The organism is Haemophilus sp. C1 (assembly GCF_001276515.1).
Taxonomy (GTDB): domain Bacteria; phylum Pseudomonadota; class Gammaproteobacteria; order Enterobacterales; family Pasteurellaceae; genus Haemophilus.
Map to the genome: position 1 here is coordinate 128,102 of NZ_LDVZ01000003.1, position 22,874 is coordinate 150,975.

Sequence of the window (22,874 nt, forward strand, 5' to 3'; positions counted from 1 at the left end):
TATGAGTTCTTCAATCAGTTTACTCATCACGTCCTTGTTGATTTATGTCGTTGGTGCGTTTATTTCTCTCGCTGTGCGAAAAAATGAACAACTTTCAATCAATATATCCGGCGTGACCGGTGTACTTGGTGGCTTGTTAGGCATTGTTGCCTGCATTCCCGTGCTTATCAGCAACGATACGGTCGTTGATGTGTTTTCAACCCCTTTCGACTTCGCCCAATTTTCAATCCGCATCGACGGATTAGCTGCGTTTATGGTGTGTGTAATTTCTTTAATGGTTATTATCACCGCACTTTATTCCTTTTCCTATGTGAAAGAATACATTGGCAAAGGCGCTGGCACGATGGGTTTCTTTATGAATTTGTTTATCGCCTCAATGGTTGCTTTGGTCACCAGCGATAACGCTTTCTACTTTTTAGTATTCTTTGAAATGATGTCTTTGGCATCTTACTTCTTAGTACTGACCGAACAAGACGACAACGCGACCAATGCGGGATTATTGTATTTCTTCATTGCTCACGCTGGTTCTGTGTTGATTATGATCGCTTTCTTTATTTTCTATTGCTACGCAGGTAGCTTTGAATTTGAAGCCTTCCGCCACACCGAGCTTTCAATGCCTTTAGCCTTTACGGTATTTATCTTGGCATTTCTTGGTTTCGGTGCAAAAGCAGGGATGATTCCATTGCATAGCTGGTTACCAAAAGCTCACCCAGCTGCACCTTCTCATGCTTCTGCAATGATGTCTGGTGTGATGGTTAAAATCGGTATCTTCGGGATTATCAAAGTTGGTATTGATCTACTTGGCGCACACAATATGTGGTTTGGTGTGATTGTGCTTGCTTTTGGCGCAGTTTCTTCTGTGCTTGGCGTACTTTATGCCTTAGCAGAACATGACATCAAAAAACTTTTGGCGTATCACACCGTAGAAAACATCGGCATTATTATGATGGGTGTGGGTGTCGGTATGATTGGTATGGCAATCCATAATCCAGTGCTTGCTATTGTCGGTTTACTTGGCGGTTTATATCACTTACTTAACCATGCGGTATTCAAAGGCTTATTGTTCTTGGGTGCTGGTTCTGTGATGTACCGTTTACATTCAAAAGATATGGATTTAATGGGCGGGCTTGGCAAACTAATGCCATTTACTGCTTTCTGTTTCTTGATTGGTACTATGGCAATTTCTGCATTACCACCGTTTAACGGTTTTGTGAGTGAATGGTTTACTTATCAATCTTTATTCAGCCTAAGCCAACACAATGATGTGGTATTGCGTATCGCTGGCCCTGTTGCAATCATTATGCTTGCCTTAACAGGTGCACTTGCCGCACTTTGTTTCGTGAAAGTGTATGGTATTAGCTTTGGTGGTGCACCACGAAGCGAAAAAGCAGCACATGCACGCGAAGTGCCGAAACCAATGGTGATTGCAATGGCGATCTTGGCATTATTCTGTGTACTTTTAGGCGTGGGTGCTTCTGTGGTAACCCCAATTATTGCCAATATTGCAACCGCACTTTCTCATAATGAAATGCTTAATTTAGCGGAAAATGGCGTAGTGGTAGCAAGCAATACACCGAATACAGCACTTTCTACACCAATGGTGAGCATTATGTTGATTGCATTCTTTGTGTTGCCGTTTATGTATTACGCTTACACCAAAGGCAATCGTATGGCAGATCGTGCAAAAGGCAATCCTTGGGCTTGTGGTTATGCTTATGAAATGGATATGGCAGCCTCTGCGGGTAGTTTTACTCGTCCGCTTCGTATTATCTTCAAACCACTTTATACCTTGCGTCAAGTGCTTGATCCTGCGCCTGCTGGTGCAAAAGGTATCAATGCATTAATTTCAGGTGCGACCAAAACAGAACCATTCTGGGAAGAAAAAGTAACAATGCCGATTGCGCATTTTATCCCGTGGTTAGGTCGTAAAATTCAATGGCTACAACAAGGCGACTTCCGCGTTTATTGCGTGTACTTCGTGATTGCCTTGGTTGTGTTATTACTTTCCATTGCGTTGATGTAGGAGGAAATTATGATTTCATTACCTTCAGAAATTTCCACTTCCGCTGGAATGTTCCTTTTAGCCATTGTGCAAGCGTTAATTCTTCTTGCTTTGGCACCGCTCTTTTCAGGCATTTCACGGATGATTCGGGCTCGTATTCAATCTCGTCGTGGCCCGGGCTTGTTACAAGATTATCGCGACATTGCTAAATTAATGACGCGTCAAAATATTTGGCCAGATAATGCGGGTTGGGTATCTCGTGTTATGCCTTATGTGTTAATTAGCACAGTCATGGTGGTTGCGATGAGTTTACCCATGTTTACTCATCACTCACCGTTTGGGGCAGGCAGTGATTTAATCACCGTTATTTATTTGTTCGCGTTGTTCCGCTTTTTCTTCTCAATTGCGGGTTTGGATTCTAACAGTACGTTCTCAAGTTTAGGTGCAAGCCGTGAAGTGACATTAGGCGTACTTGTTGAACCTATCTTAATGTTGGCATTCATTGTGATTGCTTTAATTGCAGGTTCTACAAATTTTGCAGTTATTAGCACCGCACTTTCTAGCCAACCTTGGCAATATCCTGTAGCAACAGTAATTGCTTTAGTAGCCGCTGCTTTTGCGATCTTTATTGAAATGGGCAAAATTCCATTTGACTTGGCTGAAGCAGAACAAGAACTTCAAGAAGGCCCTCTTACTGAATATTCAGGCCCTTCTTTCGCCTTATTGAAAGTTGGTTTGAGTTTAAAATCAATGGTGGTTGCCTCTATCTTTGTGAGCGTGCTTTTCCCATTCGGTGCAGCACAAGAGTTCACGGTAAGTGCGGTTATTTTAGGTATCGTTTCTTTCTTTGTGAAATTGCTCGTGGTATTTATCGCCGCATGTGTATTTGAAAACACATTGGCACGTACCCGCTTTATGCTAACAGGACGTTTAACTGTGGTCGGTTTCGGCATTTCAGTGTTGGCGTTTGTGTTTTACTTCACAGGATTGTAAGGAGGAAATATGGAACGTTTAGCACTAATTACAATCATTTTGCCGTTTGTCGGTGCGTTTATTGTGGGGTTGAACAAACAATCTTTCCCAAAAATCGCCACAATTTTTGCCGCACTTGCTACCCTTGGCACACTTGCTGTGGCAGGGCAGTGGTATGCAAATGGCGCACAATCTGTCACCTATGATTTAGTCAAATTTGGTGATACTGCAATCTTCGGCGTGACCTTAGATGCAGTAAGTACATTAATTGCCTTTGCCGTTGTGGGTTTGGGTTTCTTAATTTGCTTGTATTCTTGTGGCTACTTAACTGATAAAAACCGCGAACATCCGCATAATGGATTACCTCGTTTTTATGCTTTCTTATTAATCTTCATCGGTGCAATGGCAGGCTTGGTGTATTCATCAACTTTAGCCGGTCAGTTGCTTTTCTTTGAAATCACAGGGGGATGTTCTTGGGCATTAATCAGCTATTATCAAAGCCAAAAAGCAATGGCGGCTGCGATGAAAGCGTTGATTATTACTCACGTAGGTTCATTAGGTTTATATCTTGCCGCTGCTTATTTATTTAGCCAATCTGGCACATTCTCTATCACCGCGTTAGAACATCTTGCGCCAGAAGCGAAAACTATCGTGTTATTTGGCGTGATGTTTGCTGCATGGGGTAAATCAGCACAACTTCCAATGCAAATTTGGTTACCAAATGCGATGGAAGCGCCAACACCGGTCAGTGCGTATTTGCACGCGGCATCAATGGTAAAAGTGGGCGTCTATATTTTCGCTCGTTCCGTGATGTCTGCTGGTGAAATTCCTCACATTGTGGGTGAAGTGGGAATTGTGATGGCAATGATTACATTGATTTATGGTTTCTTAATGTATTTGCCACAAGCAGATTTAAAACGTTTACTTGCGTATTCAACTATTACTCAACTTTCTTACATTTTCATCGGGCTTTCTCTTGCGGCATTAGGTTCTAAATTAGCCTTTGTCGCAGCGATTGCTTATATCTTTAACCACGCCTTTGCGAAAAGCTTATTCTTCTTGGTTGCAGGTTCATTGAGCTATGCCACAGGTACACGTTCAATGCCTCGTTTACAAGGGATTATGCGCACCATGCCTGTTGTTGGTACTGGATTTGGTATTGCCGCATTGGCTATTGCTGGTGTGCCACCGTTTAACGGTTTCTTCAGCAAATTCCCATTATTTGCCGCTGGTTTCGACCTTGGACAAGAATATTCATGGGTAACTTGGTTAATGGTGATTGCGTTGATTGAATCTACGGCAACGTTTGTTTGGTTGCTTTATAAATTTGGTCAATGCGTTATCGGTAAACCATCTGAAGACGTGCAAAATGCACAACCATTGCCATTCTCTATGACATTTGTTTTAGTGATTTTAATGGTGATGTCTGTGTGTTCTAGCTTTATCGCTGCCTATTGGTTAGGCCTTGCGGGTTAAGGAGAGAATTATGTTAATGATCAATGTATTAGCGAGCTTACTCATCATTACATCGCTTTGTGTCATTATGGCAAAAACCGCAAAAAAATCCGCGTTGTGCTATGGCTTACAGTCTCTTGTATTGGTGGTGTTATTCGTTTATTTAGCATTTGAAATGCAAGCTCACGAACTTTATATGTGGTCCATTAGTGCATTCATCACGAAAGTATTATTAGTGCCAGGAATTTTAATCTTTTCTTTACGAAAAATTGACGAAAGTCAAACTCCTGCAGGAATGAATGTCGCTTGGTTGATCCCGATCACATCTATCATCGTTTGCTTATGTTACTTTGTTGTCATTCCAGTGAACTTACCGTTAGTTGAACATTTAAAACCAGCGTTGTCAGTATCACTTAGCCACTTCCTTTTAGGTTTAGTGTGTATCGTGAGCCAACGCAATATTGTGAAACAAGTTTTCGGTTATTGTTTAATGGAAAACGGTGCGCATTTAACTTTGGCTTTACTTGCCAATAATGCGCCAGAGTTAGTTGAAATCGGCATTGCCACCGATGCGATTTTTGCGGTCATCATTATGGTGGTGTTGGTGAATAAAATTTACCGCACTTTCAACACTGTTGATGCTAAACAACTTATGAGTTTGAAGGGGTAACGCTATGTATGAACAATGGATAATTGCGTTATTAGTCGCACCTTTAGTCATCGCTTTTGAAAGCTTTGCACTACGCGGAACAAAAAATCGGACAGTTTGTACCGCATTCCATATTACCGGGTTAATTTTGATGTTGTTCTTTTCCGTACAAGTCATTTCTGGCGTGTTGGAAAAAGGCAGTATCAGTGCATTTAACAACTGGGTGTATGTTGATAGTCTTTCTGCCATTTTCTTAGGCTTAATTGCTGTCGTGGGTTCACTTGCTGGTGTGTATTCCATCGGTTATATGAACACAGAATTGGAAGAAGGGCATATTGATTTTAAAACCTATGCACATTACCACGGTTTCTTACACTTATTCTTCTTTACGATGATTGTGTCAGTTATCACCAATAACTTGATTTTAATGTGGGTTGCAATTGAGGCGACAACATTAAGCTCTGCGTTTTTGGTCGGTACTTACAAACAAAAAACATCCCTTGAAGCCGCGTGGAAATACATCATCATCTGTTCTGTGGGCGTAGCCTTTGGTTTATACGGCACACTTTTAACCTTTGCGAATGCAAATGGTGTCCTTGCCGATCCAAGCCAAGCGATTTTCTGGTCAGCCGTGAATCAACAAGCCACTGGTTTAAACCCAATGTTGATGTATATCGCATTCGCTTTCGTATTGATTGGTTTTGGCACGAAGTGCGGTCTATTTCCAATGCATACTTGGTTATCAGACGCACACAGTGAAGCACCAAGCCCAGTGAGTGCAATTTTATCAGCGGTGTTATTAAACTGTGCAATGCTTGTGGTGTTGCGTTACTACACATTAGTTTCAAAAGCAGTTGGTGCAGAATTTCCACAAACTTTAATGTTGATCTTCGGTTTACTTTCAGTGCTTGTGGCGGCGTTATTTATCATCGTGCAATTTGATATTAAACGTATGCTTGCTTACTCAAGTATCGAAAATATGGGCTTAATCAGCTTCGCTTTTGGTCTTGGTGGCCCAATTGGGGTATTTGCAGGTTTACTTCACACCATCAACCACAGTCTTGCGAAAACCTTATTATTCTGTGCATCGGGTAATATTCTATTGAAATATAAAACCCGTGATATGAATCAAGTGCGTGGATTATGGCGTGTTGCACCAGTGAGTGCAGTGCTTTTCTCAGGTGGTGCGTTGGCATTGGGCGGTATCCCTCCATTTAACGTATTTGTGAGTGAATTTAGTGTTGTGGTCGCAGGGATTACAGCGGGTAAAACTTGGTTAGTTGTTTTATGCTTAATTTTACTTACCATCGTGCTTGCAGGACTTGCCTTAATGCTATTAAAAACAGTGCTTGGTAAACAACCTGACAATGTTGAAGCAGGCGAAGTCAGTAAAGTCTCTTTGGCGGCAATGGCCATAATATTGTTGTTAATGTTTGTAATGGGTATCCATATTGCAGAGCCAATCTTGCAGTTACTAAAAAGTGCGGTAGGAATTGTGCTTGGATCTGAACATGTGTCCTTTGGCGATATGCTAGTTTTACCTTGGCAAAGTTTAGCGAAATGATCGACAACTGGGGGAAAAAATGGAATTAACTAAAAATACATCGGTCGATCCGGTAAAAATGCTCGGCAAAAATTATATTGAAGCCGTTAATGCAAAATTTCCGAATACCATTTTAGATGAGGAGTGGTCTACACCGAATCAAGTAACTTTAACAGTGAAAACGAATATGTTACCTGATGTGGTGGAATATCTTTACTATCAACATGAAGGCTGGTTGCCATTAGTTTTTGGTAACGATGAACGTTCAATTCATGGTCATTATGCCGTTTATTACGTGCTTTCTATGGAAGGTGTCGTCAAAACTTTTGTGACGATTAAAGCACTCGTGGATCCTGTCACACTGGAATTTCCTTCCGTGACACCGAAAGTCAAAGCTGCGGTGTGGGGCGAACGTGAATTATTTGATATGTACGGTTTAAAAGCCGTCGGTCTTCCTGATCAACGTCGTTTAGTGTTACCAGATGACTGGCCAGATGATCTTTACCCATTACGTAAAGATTCTATGGATTACCGTTTGCGTCCAGATCCAACTACGGCAACGGAAACATATGAGTTTATTAACGAAAAAGGCGAAGCGCGCATTGTGCCTATCGGCCCTCTCCATATTACATCTGATGAACCGGGACACTTCCGCTTGTTTGTCGATGGGGAAGATATTATTGATGCGGACTACCGCTTATTCTATGTACACCGTGGTATGGAAAAATTGGCAGAAACCCGAATGGATTACGATCAGGTCAATTTTTTGGCTGACCGTGTGTGTGGTATCTGTGGTTTTACCCATAGCGTTGCTTATGCTAACTCAGTCGAAAATGCGTTAGGTATTCAAATTCCTGAACGTGCACAATGGATTCGTGCAATTTTGTTGGAAGTTGAACGCTTGCACAGTCATTTATTGAACTTAGGTTTATCTAGCCACTTTACTGGTTTTGATACAGGCTTTATGCAATTCTTCCGTGTTCGTGAAAAATCGATGACACTTGCGGAGGTGCTTACTGGTGCGCGTAAAACCTATGGTATCAACTTAATCGGTGGTGTACGCCGTGATATGTTGAAACACCAACGTGAACAATGCATTAAGCTTATTGCAGAAATGCGTGAAGAGCTTAAAACTTTGGTAGATATTTTACTCAATACGCCAAATATGGAACAACGTACTGTGGGCGTAGGAGTGCTTGATCGTCAAGTTGCGCGTGATTTCAGCCCAGTCGGACCGATGATTCGAGGTTCCGGCTTCGCACGTGATGTGCGTAAAATTCACCCCTTCTCTGGCTATGGCGATGTACCATTCAATATGTTCACCGAACAAGGTGGCGATGTCATTTCTCGTGTGAAAGTGCGGGTAAATGAAGTGTTTGAATCCATGAATATCATTGATTATATGGTGGATAACTTGCCAACTGGTGCGATTATCACTGAAGGTTTCAATTACACCCCAGGACGTTTTGCCTTAGGTATCACGGAAGCGCCGCGTGGTGAAGATATTCACTGGTCAATGCTTGGTGATAACCAAAAATTATATCGCTGGCGTTGTCGTGCAGCGACTTATGCAAACTGGCCAACTTTACGTTATATGTTGCGTGGCAATACGGTATCAGATGCGCCACTTATCATTGGTAGCCTTGACCCTTGCTATTCTTGTACTGACCGTGTGACTGTGGTGGATGTACGTAAACGCAAAGCACAAACGGTTTCTTACAAAGAAATCGAACGCTACGGCATTGAACGTAAAAATTCACCATTAAAATAGGGGGCGCACAATGTTTAAATTACTTAAAACCGTATTAAATGCGGGGGATGTTACCACTAAATATCCGTTTAAACCCTATGAAGTTGATCCTGATTTCCGTGGTAAACCAGAACTGAACTCTGATCAATGTATTGTTTGTGCAGCCTGTACAATGGCATGTCCAGCTAATGCGCTTACCATGCGTACCGATCCAGAAACAGGCGAACGTACTTGGTCATTATTTTTAGGCCGCTGCATTTTCTGTGGCCGTTGTGAAGAAGTTTGCCCGACCAAAGCCATTCGTTTAAGCCAAGATTTTGAATTATCAGTCAGCAATAAACAGGATCTTTATCAAGAAACAACCTTCACTACAACGATTTGTCATCAATGTGGCCAACCTTTCGTTTCTCATAAAGAACTCAATTATGCGGTGGATTTATTCAAACAAACGTTGGATAACGATGAACTAGTAAAACATAAATTAGCGGTGCTCAACACTTGCCCAACCTGTAAACGCCAAAACAGTTTGGAAAAAACCGCCGATATGGAATCCAATATGCGCGTGAAATTGGCGTTATTTGATCACGTTAGGGAGATTGCAAGATGAACACACAAATCCCAATGCCCGTGAATGGTATTTCAACGCCATTTAGTGTGGATGAAAACATTGCGAAAATGAAACAAACTTTGTTGAAAAATATTCAACGTTCCGCTTATGTTTACCGTGTTGACTGTGGCGGTTGTAATGGTTGTGAAATTGAAATTTTTAGTACCATTACACCAACCTTTGACGCTGAACGTTTTGGGATTAAGGTTGTTGCATCACCTCGCCATGCGGATATTTTATTATTTACTGGCGCGGTAACTCGTGCAATGCGTACACCTGCAATGCGTGCTTATCAAGCTGCACCTGATCCTAAAATCTGTATTTCTTATGGGGCGTGCGGTTGTGGTGGCGGTATTTTCCATGACTTGTACTGCGTATGGGGCGGTAGCGATCAAATTGTGCCAATTGATGTGTATATTCCTGGTTGTCCTCCAACTCCAGCTGCGACTATTTATGGTTTTGCAATGGCACTTGGTTTACTTGATCAAAAACTCAAAGGTAAACAAGAAATTGCCGATCCTAATGCTGAGGCTAAATTACGTTTCCCAAATATTCCATTAGATTTACGCGTGGAATTAGAACGTGAAGCGCGTCGTTTGGCGGGTTATCGACAAGGTGGGGACATTGCTAATCAATTTATGAGTATGATGTCTGAAAAAGATCAGGTTCCATTTGGTGTTCGTCTTGGCGAATTTTTGGAACGTGAAGCGGATCCTCGTTTGAGTGAAATCGTAAATCGATTACATGCAATTAGTATGCCGTTTTCGGGATAGTCTAACGATTGCTAAATAAACTAATAGCTCCGTTTTGATTTCTGCCAAATCTCCCCCTTACCCCTCTTTGCTAAAGAGGGGAATAAGAGCGGTCAATTTCAATCTAGTTTTCTGCATTAACAACAGAAAATTAAAATGAGAGAGAAGATACTTTATTGCTAAAGAAGAATCCTCTCTTTAGCAAAGAGAGGGATAAGAACAGTCAATTTCAATCTAGTTTTCTGCATTAAGAACAGAAAATTAAAATGAGAGAGAAGATACTTTCTTGCTAAAGAAGATCTTCTCTTTAGCAAAGAGAGGAATAAGAGCGGTCGATTTCAATCTAGTTTTCTGCATCAACAACAGAAAATAAAAATGAGAGAGAAGATACTTTCTTGCTAAAGAATAATCCCCTCTTTAGCAAATAGGGGAATAAGATCGGTCAATTTCAATCTAGTTTTCTGCATTGGAGAACAGAAAATTAAAATGAGAGAAAAGATTTTATTGCTAAAGAAAAATCCCCCTCTTTAGCAAAGAGGGGTAAGGGGAGATTTGGCAGTATTGATTAGCGAAGAAATTACTTTACAAGTTTTATAGGACGTACCATGACAACCCAAGTTTTTTTCTATTTACTCAATGAGCGTTTTGTTGAAAACGATGAGCAAGTTCCAGAGCAAGCGAAGCAAGTAATGTATTATTCCCTTGCGATTGGTCATCATGTTGGTGTAATTGATTGCTTTAAAAAATTGCTAATTTGTGATTATGCAGATTACCAACGTTTTGTAGATACCTTCCCTGAAGGGGATGCAAAACGTAAATTTGCGGGTTTAATGAAATTTGGTGAAATAGTGATTGATTCAAGTCATGTGAATTTATTGGCTAAGGCACTTGATGAAAATAGAGCCAATTTTTCGCCTGAACATCAAAAATGGGCCGATATTTTAATGGACACGCTTGCTTCTATCCAGCGTGAACCTGTGATGTATATTATGGTGAAACGTCGTGATGAATGAAAATGTAATCCTAACTGTTGGTAACACAATGATGGGTGATGATGGCGCAGGCCCTTATCTTGCTCAGCTTTGTAGTGAAAATCCGTTGCCAAATTGGACCGCACTTGATGGTGGTTCAGCACCGGAAAATCTTGTGCATCAGATCCGTGCCATGAAACCAAAGCGTTTAATTATCTTTGATGCAACAGAAATGGAATTGCCTGTTGGTAAAATTCGTATTATTGATAAAGAACTCATTGCAGAAATGTTCTTCGTCAGCACGCATAATTTGCCACTTAATTTTTTAATCGAGCAATTAGAGGAAGATATTCCTGAGGTTACTTTTATTGGTATCCAGCCCGATCTTGTTTCCTTTGGTTTTCCGATGAGTGAAGCTGTAAAAAGTGCGGTAGAATTTTTCTATGGATTTTTGAAGGATGGGGGCGATTTAGGCGAAATTACTCAATTGTAATTGTCTTCATTCATAAAAAAACGATCGCTTAACTTGCGATCGTTTTTTTATATGTTAATAAGCAACATTTGCTTAAATGAATTTGGCATTAGCCAGACAATCTTGATGCGATCATCGCTTGCCCTAGACTTAATCCGCCATCTCCCATTGGATATTGATGTGCACTTAACACATTAAATTCTGAAAGCGCTTGTTTTAATAAACGACGTAATAATTGGTTATGCATTACACCGCCTGAAAGTACAATGGTTTTGCAATTATGGCGTTTGGCTTGCTGACGAGCTAATTCAGCAAAACCTTTTGCCAGCGTATAATGGAAAATAAATGCTTTGTTTTCTTTTGAATCATTGTAAGCCAGCCAACTTTGCCAAAATGTGGCTAAATCCAATTGATTATTTTTGATTGGCATTTTAACCTGAATTTTGACCGCACTTTTTTCATCTTTGATAAAGTCAGATTTTGTGGCTAGTGCTTCTAAATAACAAGCAGCCTCCCCCTCCCAAGAAAGTTTGTCACCCACAATACCTAACCCATAAGCCACGGCATCAAATAATCGCCCAGCCGATGAAATAAGGGGGGAATTAAGATTACGTTCAATGGCATTGGAAAGAGGTTCCCAAGGTAATTCAGAACAAGTTTTAGCCGCAATATCACGCCAATTTGGTACAAATTTTTGAAGATGAGCAAGCCAATTACGCCAAGGTTGAGTGGCTGCAAGATCGCCACCGGGCAAAGCAACGGCGGGCAATCCACCTAAATGTTGAGATTGTTCTCCATCCACTAATAAACATTCACCGCCCCAAAGTTGCCCGTTAGCTCCCATTCCAATACCATCTAAGACAAGACCAATCACTTTTTCATCACAATGATGTTCTGCTAACACAGCAGCAATATGTGAGTGATGATGTAACACTTCCACATAAGGTACCGATAATTTTTGTGCGAGGTTTTTACCCGTTTTTGATGAAAAATAACCTGAGTGTGCATCCACCGCGATTAAATCCGGTTTGAATTGATAAATTTGGCAAAATAAGTCGATATTATTTTCTAATTGTTGCTGCACAAGCTCATTGCCTGTATCACCAATATGTTGGCTAACAACGGCTTTATTTTGTTTTAGTAGGCAAAATGTATTTTTAAGATCAGAACCCAACGCTAAGATATTTTTCGTATTTTCTATTTCTAATAGCATTTCGTCAGGAACGTAGCCACGCGCTCGGCGTAGCGTTTCCACACCATCAAAAGAGGCTCTCACTAAGCTATCATCAGCGCGTTGCAAAATATCGCGATTATGGCAAAGATAGAAATCTGCTAAATAACTCAATTTTTTCACCGCACTTTCGTTATCTAAAACAGGTGGCTCACCACTAGGATTGGCAGATGTCATGACGAGCGGTTGATTGATTTCACGTAAGAGTAAATGTTGCAATGGATTACTCGGTAACATCACCCCAATTTCATTTAAATTTGGTGCGATATTTTCTGCGAGATTGGACACCTTATTTTTTTGTAACAAAACGATTGGTGCTGCAGTGCTAGTGAGTAGTTTGATTTCGGTTTCTGTTAAATTGTGTAAAAAATCTAAACTTGGCACCATTACGGCAAGAGGTTTGCTTGGACGATGTTTACGATCTCGCAGTACTTGAACTGCATCGAAATTTTGTGCATCACAAGCCAAATGAAAACCGCCGATCCCTTTGATTGCCAAAATTTTCCCTTCTTTTAGCAAAAGTGCGGTTTGTTTTAAGGCTGTTTGATGTGTTGCAAGTTGACGTTCGGTATCTTGTAACCAAATATGCGGGCCGCAAACTGGGCAGGCATTAGGTTGGGCATGAAATCGACGATCCGCTGGATTTTTATATTCATGTTCACAATCTGGGCAGAAAGGAAAATCCGACATCGATGTATTTTTACGATCATAAGGAATCTTTTTGATAATCGTAAAACGAGGCCCGCAATGGGTGCAATTGGTGAAAGGGTAGTGATAGCGACGATTTTCAGGATTGAATAAATCTTCTACGCAAGCGGGACAAGTGGCAGCATCAGGTACAATTTGCGTGTCCATTGCATTGTTTTCGCTTTCTCGGATTACAAATTCAGCAAAGTGCGGTAGATTTTCCCAGTGTTTTTCACATTGTTGAATATCTGTGATTAAAGCTAAAGGCGGTAGTTTTTCCTGTAAATCTTTTAAAAAATGTGTGAGTGCTTCTTTTTCTGGATTTACAAATCGAATTAATACCCCTTGCCCATCATTATTTACATCGCCCTTTAGGCCATATTCATTTGCTAACAACCACACAAAAGGGCGAAATCCCACACCTTGCACTTTGCCTTTAATGCGTAATTCGATTCCGTTCATAACTTGTTCTCTACATCAAATTGAGTGGTTTTTATGGTAACCGAAAATATATGTGCAAGCTGTGATTTTCATCAAAGAAGATTCGTTTTTATAAACAAATTATTGTGCGTAATGGGCTTTCCAATAACCAATCCACTCTTTTAATAAAACCATATTGCTATTTAACGCACCTAAGTCAGGAATAAAAGATGTTGCAGATAGATTTCCTTTGCTACCATAGCTTGCCGCTGCAGCAGGGAGTACATCAAATCCTTGTTTTTCAAAAAGATATTTGGCTCGTTTCATATGCCATTGATTTGTTACTAGAATAATTTTTTGAATATGATCTTTCACTAAAATAGTTTTAGTGAAACTGGCATTTTCTTCTGTATTACGGGCTTTATTTTCGATCCATTGCGTTGGCACATTAAAGAATTGGTTAAGTTCTTTTGCCATTAAGTCGCCTTCAGAAATACCTATCAAAGAATAGCCGGTGGTTAAAACAGGTAAGCCCGTTTCTTTTTGTAAAAATGCCGCATAACGTAAACGTTCTAGTTGCGGTGCGCCAGAAGCCGTTTCTGCATAAAGCTCTTTGGTTGGGTAAGATCCACCGCCTAATATGACGATGGCTTGAGCTTGTTTATAGTCATCTAGGGTAAGGGCTGGAGAATCGTCATTATCTGTTAGCAATAAACCAGTAAAAGGTGTGCTTATGATATAAAGCCAAGTGAAACTAATAAGCGCAATAAATTTGGTTAATTTTTTGAAATGAACACGATAAAGAATCGCTGCAATAATAAGTAATACAAAGGTATTGAAAGGTGGTGCGATAAGTGCGGTAAGAAGTTTTCCTAGTTCCAACATAGATAAGATCCTTGATATAGAGCGGTTTCATTATAATGATTAGTCATAGCTTGTCTATGTTGATTTTGTTAAAATAAGCCTCTTATTTTTGATAAACAAACGCCTAAATTCATCAAAAGTGCGGTGATATTTATGAAAGTTTTTAAAGACAGTGTCATTTACCTTGTTGGGGAATTATCGTCAAAGTTAGTTCCTTTTTTACTTTTGCCTTATTTATCACGTAAATTGGGCGTAGAGGGGTATGGCTCACTTTCTTATTATCAAACTTTTTTAAGTTTATTTTTAATTGTAGTTTCTTTGACTCAAGAGGGCGCAATTTCCCGTTATTTTTATTTTTACGGAAAACGTTCATTAAATTTAGTGGTAAATACCGGCTATGCTTATACCACGATAATTGGCAGTATTATTTTAATGGGTTGTTGGATTGCTCAGTCTGAAATATTATTTTACGCTGCACTTTCCTCAATTTTCCAATCTTTCTTAAATGTTCAGTTAAGTGTAAGACAATGCCAGAAAAAGGCTTGGTCTTATGCTTTTATTCAATTTTCACTTACTGTTACTGGTGCCGTATTTACCGTCGCATTGCTTGAGTATTATCAAAATAATCTTGTTGAAAAAAGAATTTTGGCCATTTTATTGAGTAATTTAGTCGTTTGGTTTTTTTCTTATTTTCTTTACAGCAAGAATGCAAAATCCAAGAAATATCAATTTAAACATTATCAATCTGCATTATTTTATATTTTAGGATTTGGATTACCACTCATTTTGCATCATGCGAGCTTTTTCTTAAAAGGGCAGTTAGACCGTATTTTTATTTATCATAAATTCAGTGAAACAGATTTAGGGCTTTATGCCATGGGCTCTCAACTCGCTTTAATCTTTTCTATTGCTATTCAAGCACTTAATAAAGCGATCATTCCCTATTTTTATGAAGCCTTAAAACAAAAAAAATTAGTAATTCAACAGCTACATAAATGGGCGCTATTTTCCTTTTTGCTGATACCTATTCCTGCTTTAGTCATGTGGATTATTCCTGAAGATGTGCTAGTTTGGATTTTAGGTAGTCAATTTGTGGGAACGAAATATTATTTTATTTTATTTTTAATTTCGACCACATTAAGTATTCCTTATTTGATTTTAGTTAATTATCTTTTCTATTATGGAAAAAATAAACTTATTTCCCAATGTTCGGTTTTATCTACAATCATTTATGTAGCGAGCCTTGTGGCTTTAACTTTTACAGAAATTAAATATATCCCTTATGCTGGAATTATTGGTTCGCTTTCCATTATTCCTATTCTTTATTTTATGACATCTAAAGTGAGTAAAACCCTATGAATCTCATTCTTTGTTGCACACCATTGCAAGTCTTAATTGCGAGAAAAATAATTGAATTACATCCTAACGAGCAATTCTTTGGCGTCATGTTTGGTGGTGTATGGGATAAAAAAAGAACCTTGTACGCGAGTAAATTAGCGGAGGTTTGTAGTGATTCGATGAACATTGATACGGGAAAAGATCTAAAAGGTTTCGATTCTCTCAAGTTAATGCGCCAGCTTAAGAATAAAATTACGCACAAAGGTTTTGATAAGGTTTTTCTTGCCAATCTTAATTCATTATGGCTACAAACTTATCTTAGTCATGTTTCATTTAAAGAGCTTTATACTTTTGATGATGGCTCAGATAATATTTTCCCACATCCTAATTTATTGAGAGAGCCTGACACATTTAAATATAAACTGATTAAAGCCTTTATTGGCGATAAATATAGTGTGGATAAATTATTTAAAAAAATAAAAAAACATTATACGGTTTATCCTAATTACAGAAATATTGTTCCCAATATTGAATCTATTTCCCTATGGGATAATAAAGTAGATTGTGATATAGATGGCGAAGTCTCATTTTTTATTGGGCAACCATTGTTAAATACAAAAGAGGAAAATATCTCATTAATAAAAAGATTAAAAGATCAGATTCCTTTTGACTATTATTTCCCTCATCCAGCAGAAGATTATCGAGTAGATGGGGTAAATTATCTTGAATCTGAATTAATTTTTGAAGATTACGTATTTAAACATTTAGCGAATAAAAAGGTGATTATTTACACATTCTTCAGTTCTGTTGCGTTTAATTTATTAAGTCATCCTAATGTAGAAATTCGTTTTATTAGAACGAGTATTCCAAGATGGCAATTCTGTTACGATTCATTTCCAGACCTTGGATTAACGATTTATAAGGAAATTTAAGATGAAAAAAATTGGTTTCTTTATTATGAATATCGAAAGTGCGGGTGGAACGGAGCGAGTTTCCATTAATGTTGCTAATGCTCTTGCTAAACAGGGATATAATGTTTCTTTTATTAGCATTGGCGGTAACAAGCCTTTTTTCCAAGTCGATGAAAAAATTAATATTTACGCAATGAATAAATTGCCCTATTCATTGAAAAAAGATTATTTTTCTATCACAAAAAAATTAAGAGAATTGGTTAAAGAATTACAGCTAGATACCTTAATTGTGGTTGATGGTGCAATTATGCTTTTTTCTGCTTTGGCGTTGGTCAATTTACATGTAAAGCATATTTTATGGGAACATTATTCTTTTAATTTTACTGGCAATCGTCTAGTTCGTACACTCGGTAAATATTTAGCTTCAACAAGATGTGATAAAGTCGTCACATTAACCGAGTCAGAAAAAACGCTGTGGCAAGAAAAATTTAAAACGAACAATATAATCAGTATTGCTAATCCAAATACGCTTTTGCCAAAGAATAAATTAGCAAAATGGGAAAATAAAACTATTTTATCTGTAGGGCATTTATTTTCTTATAAAGGTTTTGATTATTTATTAAAAGCCTGGCAAGTTTTAGCAAAAAATCACCCTGATTGGAATTTAAAAATAGTGGGATCTGGTGAGGAAGAAGAGAATTTAAAAAATCTTGCTAAAGAATTGGGTATTGAAGATTCAGTTAATTTTATTCCTCGTACCAATGATGTCGCTTTTTATTATGAAAGCAGTTCAATTTATTGTTTACCTTCACAAACAGAAGGCTTGCCTTTAGTCGTTATTGAAGCGATGGCATTTAGTTTACCTATTGTTGCCTTTAATTGTTCTCCGGGCGTAAAGCAATTAGTGGAACATAAAGAAAATGGTTTTCTTTGTGAAAAAAATAATATTGAAGAAATGGTTAACAGTTTAGATTTATTAATGAATAATCCTGAACTTTATCAGCAAATGTCAGATAAATCTCGTTTAATGAGTGAAGATTATGGCATTGAGAAAATTATTGAAGAATGGAAAGCGATTTTATAAGGAATAATTTTATGTTAAAAAAATATTTGATCTCTTTAGATAAAGATATTCAGCGTCGGGAATTATTTTTTTCTCAAAAAAACACTGAGGATTTCCAAATTTTTTCTGCCATTAATACCATGCAAAAAGATTGGGATGAATTAGCCTCTATTTTTAATATTGAACAATTTAAAGCACATTATGGCCGTAATGTCACTAAGGGCGAAATCGGCTGTACATTAAGCCATCTTTCTGTGTACCAAAAAATTGTTGAAGACAATGACATCGATGAAGATAGCTATGCGTTAGTCTGTGAAGATGACGCTTTATTCCACTCAGATTTTCAGCAAAATTTAACCGCACTTTTATCAGAAAAACTTGAGTCTGAAATTATATTGGTTGGGCAGTCAAAAATTAATGATTTCAATGATTTTGACTTAGAAATTAATTATCCGACAACCTTTTCTTTTTTATGCAAAAAAATAGGCAATGTAAATTACGCGTTCCCTTATAAAAGTTATTTTGCTGGCACGGTGGGCTATCTTATTAAAAAATCAGCTGCAAGAAGATTTATTCAGCAAATTTCTCAAAACAAACCATTTTGGTTAGCGGATGATTTTTTACTCTTTGAACAGGATTTTAATATAAGAAATAAAGTGGTTCGCCCTCTCATGGTCATTGAAAATCCTGTATTGATAAGCAATTTAGAAAGTATTCGTGGATCTTTATCCAATAATTTGTTTAAAAAATTAATGAAATATCCATTGAAAAAAATCTTTGCGATTAAGAAAAATTTGGCTAATTAAAGGAAGGAATTATGTTAAGCATTATTGTGCCTTCTTATAATCGAAAAGCAGAAGTGCCAGCTTTATTAGAAGGTTTAACTCAACAAACATCGACTAATTTTGAAGTAATTATTGTGGATGATTACTCCAAAGAGAGAGTAGTCGTTGAGCAAAGCTATTCTTTTCCAGTTACAGTGATTCGTAATGAAATAAATCAGGGTGCAGCAGAAAGTCGCAATATTGGAGCGCGTGCATCAAATGGCGATTGGTTGCTGTTTCTCGATGATGATGATCGTTTTATGCCGGAAAAATGTGAGAAAGTACTAAAAGTGATTGAGCAAAATCCGAATATTAATTTTATTTATCATCCAGCTAAGTGTGAAATGGTCAATGAAGGGTTTACTTATGTGACTCAACCGATTGAACCCCAAGAAATCTCGACAGAACGTATTTTGTTAGCCAATAAGATTGGTGGCATGCCAATGGTTGCAATTAAAAAAGAGATGTTTCTAAAAATAGGTGGATTATCCACCGCACTTCGTTCTTTGGAAGACTATGATTTCTTGTTAAAACTGCTACAAGAGGCGAGTTTTAAACCTTATAAAATTAATGAGCCACTGACTTATTGTACTTTCTATACTAAACGTTCAAGTGTGTCTACGGATACTACCAACACGCAAAAAGCGATTGATTATATTTGCGAGCATTATGTGAAAACAACTGAACAAGCTCGTAATTTTGAGATTAACGCAAGCTATATTTTGGCTTATCCCCATATTATGAAGTTATCGCGTAAAGCGGCAAAATATTATTTTGATATTTTTAAGAAAACAAAAAGCATTAAACAATTCATTATTACGTTGGTTATTTTAATTTCGCCAAAATTAGCCATTAATTTAAAACGGTTTATGTAGGAAAATAAAATAAAATGAAATTTTCAGTCCTTATGTCCTTATATATTAAGGAAAATCCTCAATTCTTGCGGGAGTGTTTTGAAAGTCTTGTTGTACAAACTCGTCAAGCAGATGAAATTGTATTGGTTTTTGATGGCGCAGTAACGCCAGAATTAGAATCTGTTGTGACGGAGTTTGAAACAAAACTGCCACTAAAATTAGTTAAATTGCCGCAAAATCGAGGATTAGGCAAAGCCTTAAACGAAGGTTTATTGCATTGTGCTTATGACTGGGTTTTCCGTATGGATACGGATGATATTTGCGTGCCTGATCGTTTTGAAAAACAAGTGACATTTATTGAACAGCACCCTGAAACCATCATTTTTGGCGGGCAAATTGCTGAATTTGGTGAAAATGTAAATGATATTGTGGCATATCGTAATGTGCCAACGTCAGCTCAAGAAATTATCAAATTCACGCAAAAACGTTGTCCGTTTAATCACATGACGGTGGCATATCAAAAAAGTGCGGTCATTAATTGTGGTGGATATGAAGATCTTCAAGAAGATTATTATTTGTGGATCAAACTTGTTGCACAAGGTTTATATGTGGCGAATTTGCCAGATATTTTAGTTTATGCACGAGTAGGAAATGGCATGGTGAGTCGTCGCCGTGGCGTCAATCAAGCCAAAGCAGAATGGCGTTTGTTCAAATTAAAATATCGTTTGGGTATTCAGGGTTTGTTAGCTGGATTATTTACTTTTGCATTGCGTTTTGGTTCCCGTTTATTGCCAACCTCGTTATTGAAAAACCTTTATCAAACTTTTTTACGTAAATAGGAAATACGATGAAATTGAATATGTTATTTAAAATTTCTGCATTATCTACCGCACTTTTTTTAGTCGGCTGTTCTAGTTCGTCTGATATTAAGCCTGTGGTTAATAGCACCAGTTATACTAAGCAAAGAACGCCAGAAAATTTTAATGATTATGTTCAATTTTTAAAAGGTAAAGCAGCCGCTGAAGGTGTGTCATTATCGGTATTGAATGCTCAAAATAATATTCTCTATGTGCAAAAGGCAGTCGATTTAGATCGTGAACAAGCGGGTAAAATTCGTAAAAGAGATCGTAATTCACCTCCAGTGGCTAATCCGAATGGCACGAGTAATTATCTCAATAGAGTGCTAACTCAAAATAAAGTGAATGTCGCGGCTGAGCGTTATTGGGAAGTGCAAGCACCATTGCAAAAAGCAAGCCAAAAATATGGTGTTCAGCGGGAGTATTTGCTTGCATTATGGGGAATGGAAAGTAGTTTCGGGCATTATCAAGGCAAATATGATGTACTTTCTGCAGTGGCAACGTTGGCTTTTGAAGGTCGTCGAGAAAAATTATTTACGCAAGAATTTGTCTCAGCCATGAAAATGCTTGAAAAAGATCATATTCAACGTGAACGTATGTTAGGCTCGTGGGCGGGCGCGATGGGACAAACTCAATTTATGCCAAGCACTTTCTTACGTTATGCGGCTGATGGAAATAATGATGGCGTAAAAGATATTTGGAAAAACCAGTTTGATACTTTTGCTTCTATTGCAAATTATTTGCATACAGTAGGCTGGGATAATAGTTTGCCTTGGGGCGTAGAGGTGATGCTTACGCAACCTATTGATTTGAGTTACTCTGGTACAGAAAGCAATAAAGCTCGCTCTTTAAAAGATTGGCAAGTGATGGGGTTAATTTTAAAAAGCGCAAATCCACAGGAACAAGCAAAATTAAGTACACTTGAAAATGCTCAGCTTTGGTTAGTTCGCCCTGATCGCGAAGCGGGCAGAGCGTTTTTAGTTTCAAATAATTTCCGTACTATTTTGGATTGGAATAAATCTAATTATTTTGCGTTGAGCATCGGCATGTTTGCCGAACGGATTAAAGATAATGTAGGGTTGTGATAAAAATGCGGTCAATATTGACCGTATTTTTGTTTACTTATTTTTTCAATGTCGGCACAAACTCAGACAGCATTTTTATCTCTTCTTCACTCAATCTGCTTTTTACCATGTTACCTGCACCTTGTATTTTTCCACTTTTACGATCGGAAAGTGCGGTGTAAATTTCCTCTGAATTTAGCGTATTGATAATTATGGATTGTCCCAATGCTGATTTTTCAGCGGATTTTCCATGGCAAGTAGCACAGGTTCGTTTATAAAAATTTTCAGCTTGTTCCATATTCACATCAGCCAATACAAGTTGGCTGGCGGTGAGTAAATTTAAAGAGAGTAGAGTAGTGTAAATTCTTTTCATGGGTTATCCTTTAAATAATTTAGTTAAATCGTCTTCGGGAATTTTGCCTTCATATTTAGATTGAATATTTCCTTCAGAGCTAATGACAAAGGAAGTTGGCGTGCCGATAAGTTGATAACGTTCTGCTGTAATTTTCATTTGATCTTTAATTACAGGCAAATGGAGTTCACGTTTAGCCACAACGGCTTTGGTGTCCATTTTATCGCTATCCACATTAATCGCAATAAGTGAAACTTTTCCAGGATTTTCTTCCGCGAGTTTTTCAAATTCTTTTAACTCTGCGATGCAACGTCCGCAAGTTTCAGACCAAAAAATAAGTAAGCGTGTGCCTTTCCAATTCTCAAGATTTGCAGGATTACCTTGAAGATCATAGGCGGCAATATCAGGTGCTTTTTGCCCCACTGAGGCAACTTCATCTTTACAAGAAACGGCGCCAAAAATAACCGCACTTATGGCAACTAATTTTAATAGTTTATTTGTTCGCATGATTTTCTTCCTTTACAAATTTTCCGTGATGTAAATAAATAACACGATCGGTGAGTTCACCTAACTCTGGATTATGCGTCACCATCACAATAGTGCGCCCTTGTTGATTAAGTTTTGTGAGCAAATCTAAAACCAATGATTCATTTTGCTCATCTAAATTTCCCGTTGGTTCATCGGCAAAGATAACGGGTGGTTGATTCACTAACGCACGCGCAATGCAAACTCGTTGTTGCTCACCGCCTGAAAGTTGGCTAGGGCGGTGATCAATGCGATGACCTAAGCCTACTTGTTCCAAGACAGCTTTGGCAGATGCTTCATCAATCACGCTGTGATAATGTTGTGCCAGCATCACGTTTTCAAGTGCGGTCAAATAAGGGATTAAATGGAATTGTTGAAATACCAAGCCAATTTTTTCAGCACGGAAACGTTGGCGACCGACTTCATCTAATTGGGCGGCATCAACACCATCCAAAATCACTTTACCTTCACTAGCGGTATCTAAGCCCGTTAAAATATTCATCAGCGTGGTTTTACCGGAGCCTGATGCCCCCATAATGGCAACAAATTCCCCTTGTTTGATTTGAATATTAATGTCTTCCAGAGCAGTAACTTGCCCGAAGCGTTTATATAAATGTTGGGTTTCTATTACAAAGTTGGTCATGGTTTTTCTCTTTTATTATCTAATTTCTTCGTGAATTAAGACTGCCAAATCTCCCCTACCCCTCTTTG

The 22,874-nt window shown here is 38.2% G+C and carries 22 protein-coding genes; 17 read left to right on the top strand and 5 right to left on the bottom strand.

What is annotated here, in order from left to right:
* The first annotated feature begins 1 nt into the window (after position 1).
* The 10 genes from hyfB (at position 2) to hycI (ending at position 11,194) form a co-directional block, all read left to right on the top strand.
* Positions 2-2,023 (top strand): hydrogenase 4 subunit B, encoded by a 2,022-nt coding sequence (hyfB, locus tag ABW51_RS02240; protein WP_005631966.1) that lies wholly within the window; start codon positions 2-4, stop codon positions 2,021-2,023.
* A 9-nt stretch (positions 2,024-2,032) separates the two neighbouring features.
* Positions 2,033-2,995 (top strand): respiratory chain complex I subunit 1 family protein, encoded by a 963-nt coding sequence (locus tag ABW51_RS02245; RefSeq protein WP_005631964.1) that lies wholly within the window; start codon positions 2,033-2,035, stop codon positions 2,993-2,995.
* A 9-nt stretch (positions 2,996-3,004) separates the two neighbouring features.
* Positions 3,005-4,450 carry a hydrogenase 4 subunit D gene (locus tag ABW51_RS02250; protein WP_005631962.1) on the top strand — a complete coding sequence of 482 codons (1,446 nt, stop codon included), beginning with the start codon at positions 3,005-3,007 and terminating at the stop codon, positions 4,448-4,450.
* Between the two features lie 10 nt (positions 4,451-4,460).
* Positions 4,461-5,099 carry a hydrogenase 4 membrane subunit gene (hyfE, locus tag ABW51_RS02255; RefSeq protein ID WP_005626080.1) on the top strand — a complete coding sequence of 213 codons (639 nt, stop codon included), beginning with the start codon at positions 4,461-4,463 and terminating at the stop codon, positions 5,097-5,099.
* A 4-nt stretch (positions 5,100-5,103) separates the two neighbouring features.
* A complete protein-coding gene (locus ABW51_RS02260) occupies positions 5,104-6,642 on the top strand; it encodes a hydrogenase 4 subunit F (RefSeq protein ID WP_053465387.1) in 1,539 nt (512 codons plus the stop codon).
* A gap of 19 nt (positions 6,643-6,661) precedes the next feature.
* Positions 6,662-8,392: a hydrogenase large subunit gene (locus ABW51_RS02265; RefSeq protein ID WP_005634689.1), complete on the top strand. Its 1,731-nt coding sequence runs from the start codon at positions 6,662-6,664 to the stop codon at positions 8,390-8,392.
* Between the two features lie 10 nt (positions 8,393-8,402).
* Positions 8,403-8,978 (top strand): formate hydrogenlyase complex iron-sulfur subunit, encoded by a 576-nt coding sequence (locus ABW51_RS02270; RefSeq protein ID WP_005626087.1) that lies wholly within the window; start codon positions 8,403-8,405, stop codon positions 8,976-8,978.
* Positions 8,975-9,751 (top strand): NADH-quinone oxidoreductase subunit B family protein, encoded by a 777-nt coding sequence (locus ABW51_RS02275; protein WP_005626090.1) that lies wholly within the window; start codon positions 8,975-8,977, stop codon positions 9,749-9,751. The genes ABW51_RS02270 and ABW51_RS02275 overlap by 4 nt, the downstream gene beginning before the upstream one ends.
* Positions 9,752-10,335: 584 nt before the next feature.
* Positions 10,336-10,743, top strand: a complete 408-nt coding sequence (locus ABW51_RS02280) for a formate hydrogenlyase maturation HycH family protein (RefSeq protein ID WP_053465388.1) — start codon at positions 10,336-10,338, stop codon at positions 10,741-10,743.
* Positions 10,736-11,194 (top strand): hydrogenase maturation peptidase HycI, encoded by a 459-nt coding sequence (gene hycI, locus ABW51_RS02285; RefSeq protein ID WP_053465389.1) that lies wholly within the window; start codon positions 10,736-10,738, stop codon positions 11,192-11,194. The genes ABW51_RS02280 and hycI overlap by 8 nt, the downstream gene beginning before the upstream one ends.
* 88 nt (positions 11,195-11,282) lie before the next feature.
* Here the strand turns inward: hycI and hypF are convergent, their stop codons facing one another.
* Positions 11,283-13,553, bottom strand: a complete 2,271-nt coding sequence (gene hypF, locus ABW51_RS02290; protein WP_053465390.1) for a carbamoyltransferase HypF — start codon at positions 13,551-13,553, stop codon at positions 11,283-11,285.
* Between the two features lie 99 nt (positions 13,554-13,652).
* Positions 13,653-14,396, bottom strand: coding sequence for a YdcF family protein (locus ABW51_RS02295; protein ID WP_053465391.1), 744 nt, complete (start codon positions 14,394-14,396; stop codon positions 13,653-13,655).
* A gap of 132 nt (positions 14,397-14,528) precedes the next feature.
* Here ABW51_RS02295 and lsgA point away from each other — a divergent pair, with 132 nt between their 5' ends.
* From lsgA to ABW51_RS02330, 7 genes are read left to right on the top strand one after another with little or no spacing between them, the layout of a single operon-like run.
* A complete protein-coding gene (gene lsgA / locus ABW51_RS02300) occupies positions 14,529-15,734 on the top strand; it encodes a lipooligosaccharide flippase LsgA (RefSeq protein ID WP_053465392.1) in 1,206 nt (401 codons plus the stop codon).
* Positions 15,731-16,645, top strand: coding sequence for a lipooligosaccharide biosynthesis sialyltransferase LsgB (gene lsgB, locus ABW51_RS02305; protein WP_053465393.1), 915 nt, complete (start codon positions 15,731-15,733; stop codon positions 16,643-16,645). The genes lsgA and lsgB overlap by 4 nt, the downstream gene beginning before the upstream one ends.
* Position 16,646: 1 nt before the next feature.
* A complete protein-coding gene (lsgC, locus tag ABW51_RS02310) occupies positions 16,647-17,708 on the top strand; it encodes a lipooligosaccharide biosynthesis family 4 glycosyltransferase LsgC (protein WP_053465394.1) in 1,062 nt (353 codons plus the stop codon).
* A gap of 11 nt (positions 17,709-17,719) precedes the next feature.
* Complete coding sequence (gene lsgD / locus ABW51_RS02315; protein ID WP_053465395.1) at positions 17,720-18,493, top strand: lipooligosaccharide biosynthesis galactosyltransferase LsgD; 774 nt, start codon at positions 17,720-17,722, stop codon at positions 18,491-18,493.
* Positions 18,494-18,504: 11 nt separating this feature from the next.
* On the top strand, positions 18,505-19,386 hold the full coding sequence (gene lsgE, locus ABW51_RS02320; protein WP_053465396.1) for a lipooligosaccharide biosynthesis N-acetyl-glucosamine transferase LsgE: 882 nt from the start codon (positions 18,505-18,507) through the stop codon (positions 19,384-19,386).
* Between the two features lie 14 nt (positions 19,387-19,400).
* Complete coding sequence (gene lsgF / locus ABW51_RS02325) at positions 19,401-20,204, top strand: lipooligosaccharide biosynthesis galactosyltransferase LsgF (protein WP_053465397.1); 804 nt, start codon at positions 19,401-19,403, stop codon at positions 20,202-20,204.
* Between the two features lie 8 nt (positions 20,205-20,212).
* Entirely contained in the window at positions 20,213-21,307 is a 1,095-nt protein-coding gene (locus ABW51_RS02330; protein ID WP_053465398.1) for a lytic murein transglycosylase, read from the top strand.
* A gap of 37 nt (positions 21,308-21,344) precedes the next feature.
* Here the strand turns inward: ABW51_RS02330 and ABW51_RS02335 are convergent, their stop codons facing one another.
* Genes ABW51_RS02335 through ABW51_RS02345 form a run of 3 tightly spaced genes read right to left on the bottom strand, consistent with a single transcriptional unit; the run spans position 21,345 to position 22,806 of the window.
* Entirely contained in the window at positions 21,345-21,659 is a 315-nt protein-coding gene (locus tag ABW51_RS02335; protein WP_053465399.1) for a c-type cytochrome, read from the bottom strand.
* 3 nt (positions 21,660-21,662) lie between these two features.
* Complete coding sequence (locus tag ABW51_RS02340; protein ID WP_053465400.1) at positions 21,663-22,145, bottom strand: TlpA family protein disulfide reductase; 483 nt, start codon at positions 22,143-22,145, stop codon at positions 21,663-21,665.
* Positions 22,132-22,806: an ABC transporter ATP-binding protein gene (locus tag ABW51_RS02345; protein ID WP_005636775.1), complete on the bottom strand. Its 675-nt coding sequence runs from the start codon at positions 22,804-22,806 to the stop codon at positions 22,132-22,134. Before ABW51_RS02345 ends, ABW51_RS02340 begins: the two co-directional genes overlap by 14 nt.
* Positions 22,807-22,874 lie beyond the last annotated feature (68 nt).

Coding starts and splice junctions, on each gene's coding strand:
- hyfB (WP_005631966.1), top strand. CDS start 2: ATGAGTTCTTCAATCAGTTTACTCATCACGTCCTTGTTGATTTATGTC.
- ABW51_RS02245 (WP_005631964.1), top strand. CDS start 2,033: ATGATTTCATTACCTTCAGAAATTTCCACTTCCGCTGGAATGTTCCTT.
- ABW51_RS02250 (WP_005631962.1), top strand. CDS start 3,005: ATGGAACGTTTAGCACTAATTACAATCATTTTGCCGTTTGTCGGTGCG.
- hyfE (WP_005626080.1), top strand. CDS start 4,461: ATGTTAATGATCAATGTATTAGCGAGCTTACTCATCATTACATCGCTT.
- ABW51_RS02260 (WP_053465387.1), top strand. CDS start 5,104: ATGTATGAACAATGGATAATTGCGTTATTAGTCGCACCTTTAGTCATC.
- ABW51_RS02265 (WP_005634689.1), top strand. CDS start 6,662: ATGGAATTAACTAAAAATACATCGGTCGATCCGGTAAAAATGCTCGGC.
- ABW51_RS02270 (WP_005626087.1), top strand. CDS start 8,403: ATGTTTAAATTACTTAAAACCGTATTAAATGCGGGGGATGTTACCACT.
- ABW51_RS02275 (WP_005626090.1), top strand. CDS start 8,975: ATGAACACACAAATCCCAATGCCCGTGAATGGTATTTCAACGCCATTT.
- ABW51_RS02280 (WP_053465388.1), top strand. CDS start 10,336: ATGACAACCCAAGTTTTTTTCTATTTACTCAATGAGCGTTTTGTTGAA.
- hycI (WP_053465389.1), top strand. CDS start 10,736: ATGAATGAAAATGTAATCCTAACTGTTGGTAACACAATGATGGGTGAT.
- hypF (WP_053465390.1), bottom strand. CDS start 13,553: ATGAACGGAATCGAATTACGCATTAAAGGCAAAGTGCAAGGTGTGGGA.
- ABW51_RS02295 (WP_053465391.1), bottom strand. CDS start 14,396: ATGTTGGAACTAGGAAAACTTCTTACCGCACTTATCGCACCACCTTTC.
- lsgA (WP_053465392.1), top strand. CDS start 14,529: ATGAAAGTTTTTAAAGACAGTGTCATTTACCTTGTTGGGGAATTATCG.
- lsgB (WP_053465393.1), top strand. CDS start 15,731: ATGAATCTCATTCTTTGTTGCACACCATTGCAAGTCTTAATTGCGAGA.
- lsgC (WP_053465394.1), top strand. CDS start 16,647: ATGAAAAAAATTGGTTTCTTTATTATGAATATCGAAAGTGCGGGTGGA.
- lsgD (WP_053465395.1), top strand. CDS start 17,720: ATGTTAAAAAAATATTTGATCTCTTTAGATAAAGATATTCAGCGTCGG.
- lsgE (WP_053465396.1), top strand. CDS start 18,505: ATGTTAAGCATTATTGTGCCTTCTTATAATCGAAAAGCAGAAGTGCCA.
- lsgF (WP_053465397.1), top strand. CDS start 19,401: ATGAAATTTTCAGTCCTTATGTCCTTATATATTAAGGAAAATCCTCAA.
- ABW51_RS02330 (WP_053465398.1), top strand. CDS start 20,213: ATGAAATTGAATATGTTATTTAAAATTTCTGCATTATCTACCGCACTT.
- ABW51_RS02335 (WP_053465399.1), bottom strand. CDS start 21,659: ATGAAAAGAATTTACACTACTCTACTCTCTTTAAATTTACTCACCGCC.
- ABW51_RS02340 (WP_053465400.1), bottom strand. CDS start 22,145: ATGCGAACAAATAAACTATTAAAATTAGTTGCCATAAGTGCGGTTATT.
- ABW51_RS02345 (WP_005636775.1), bottom strand. CDS start 22,806: ATGACCAACTTTGTAATAGAAACCCAACATTTATATAAACGCTTCGGG.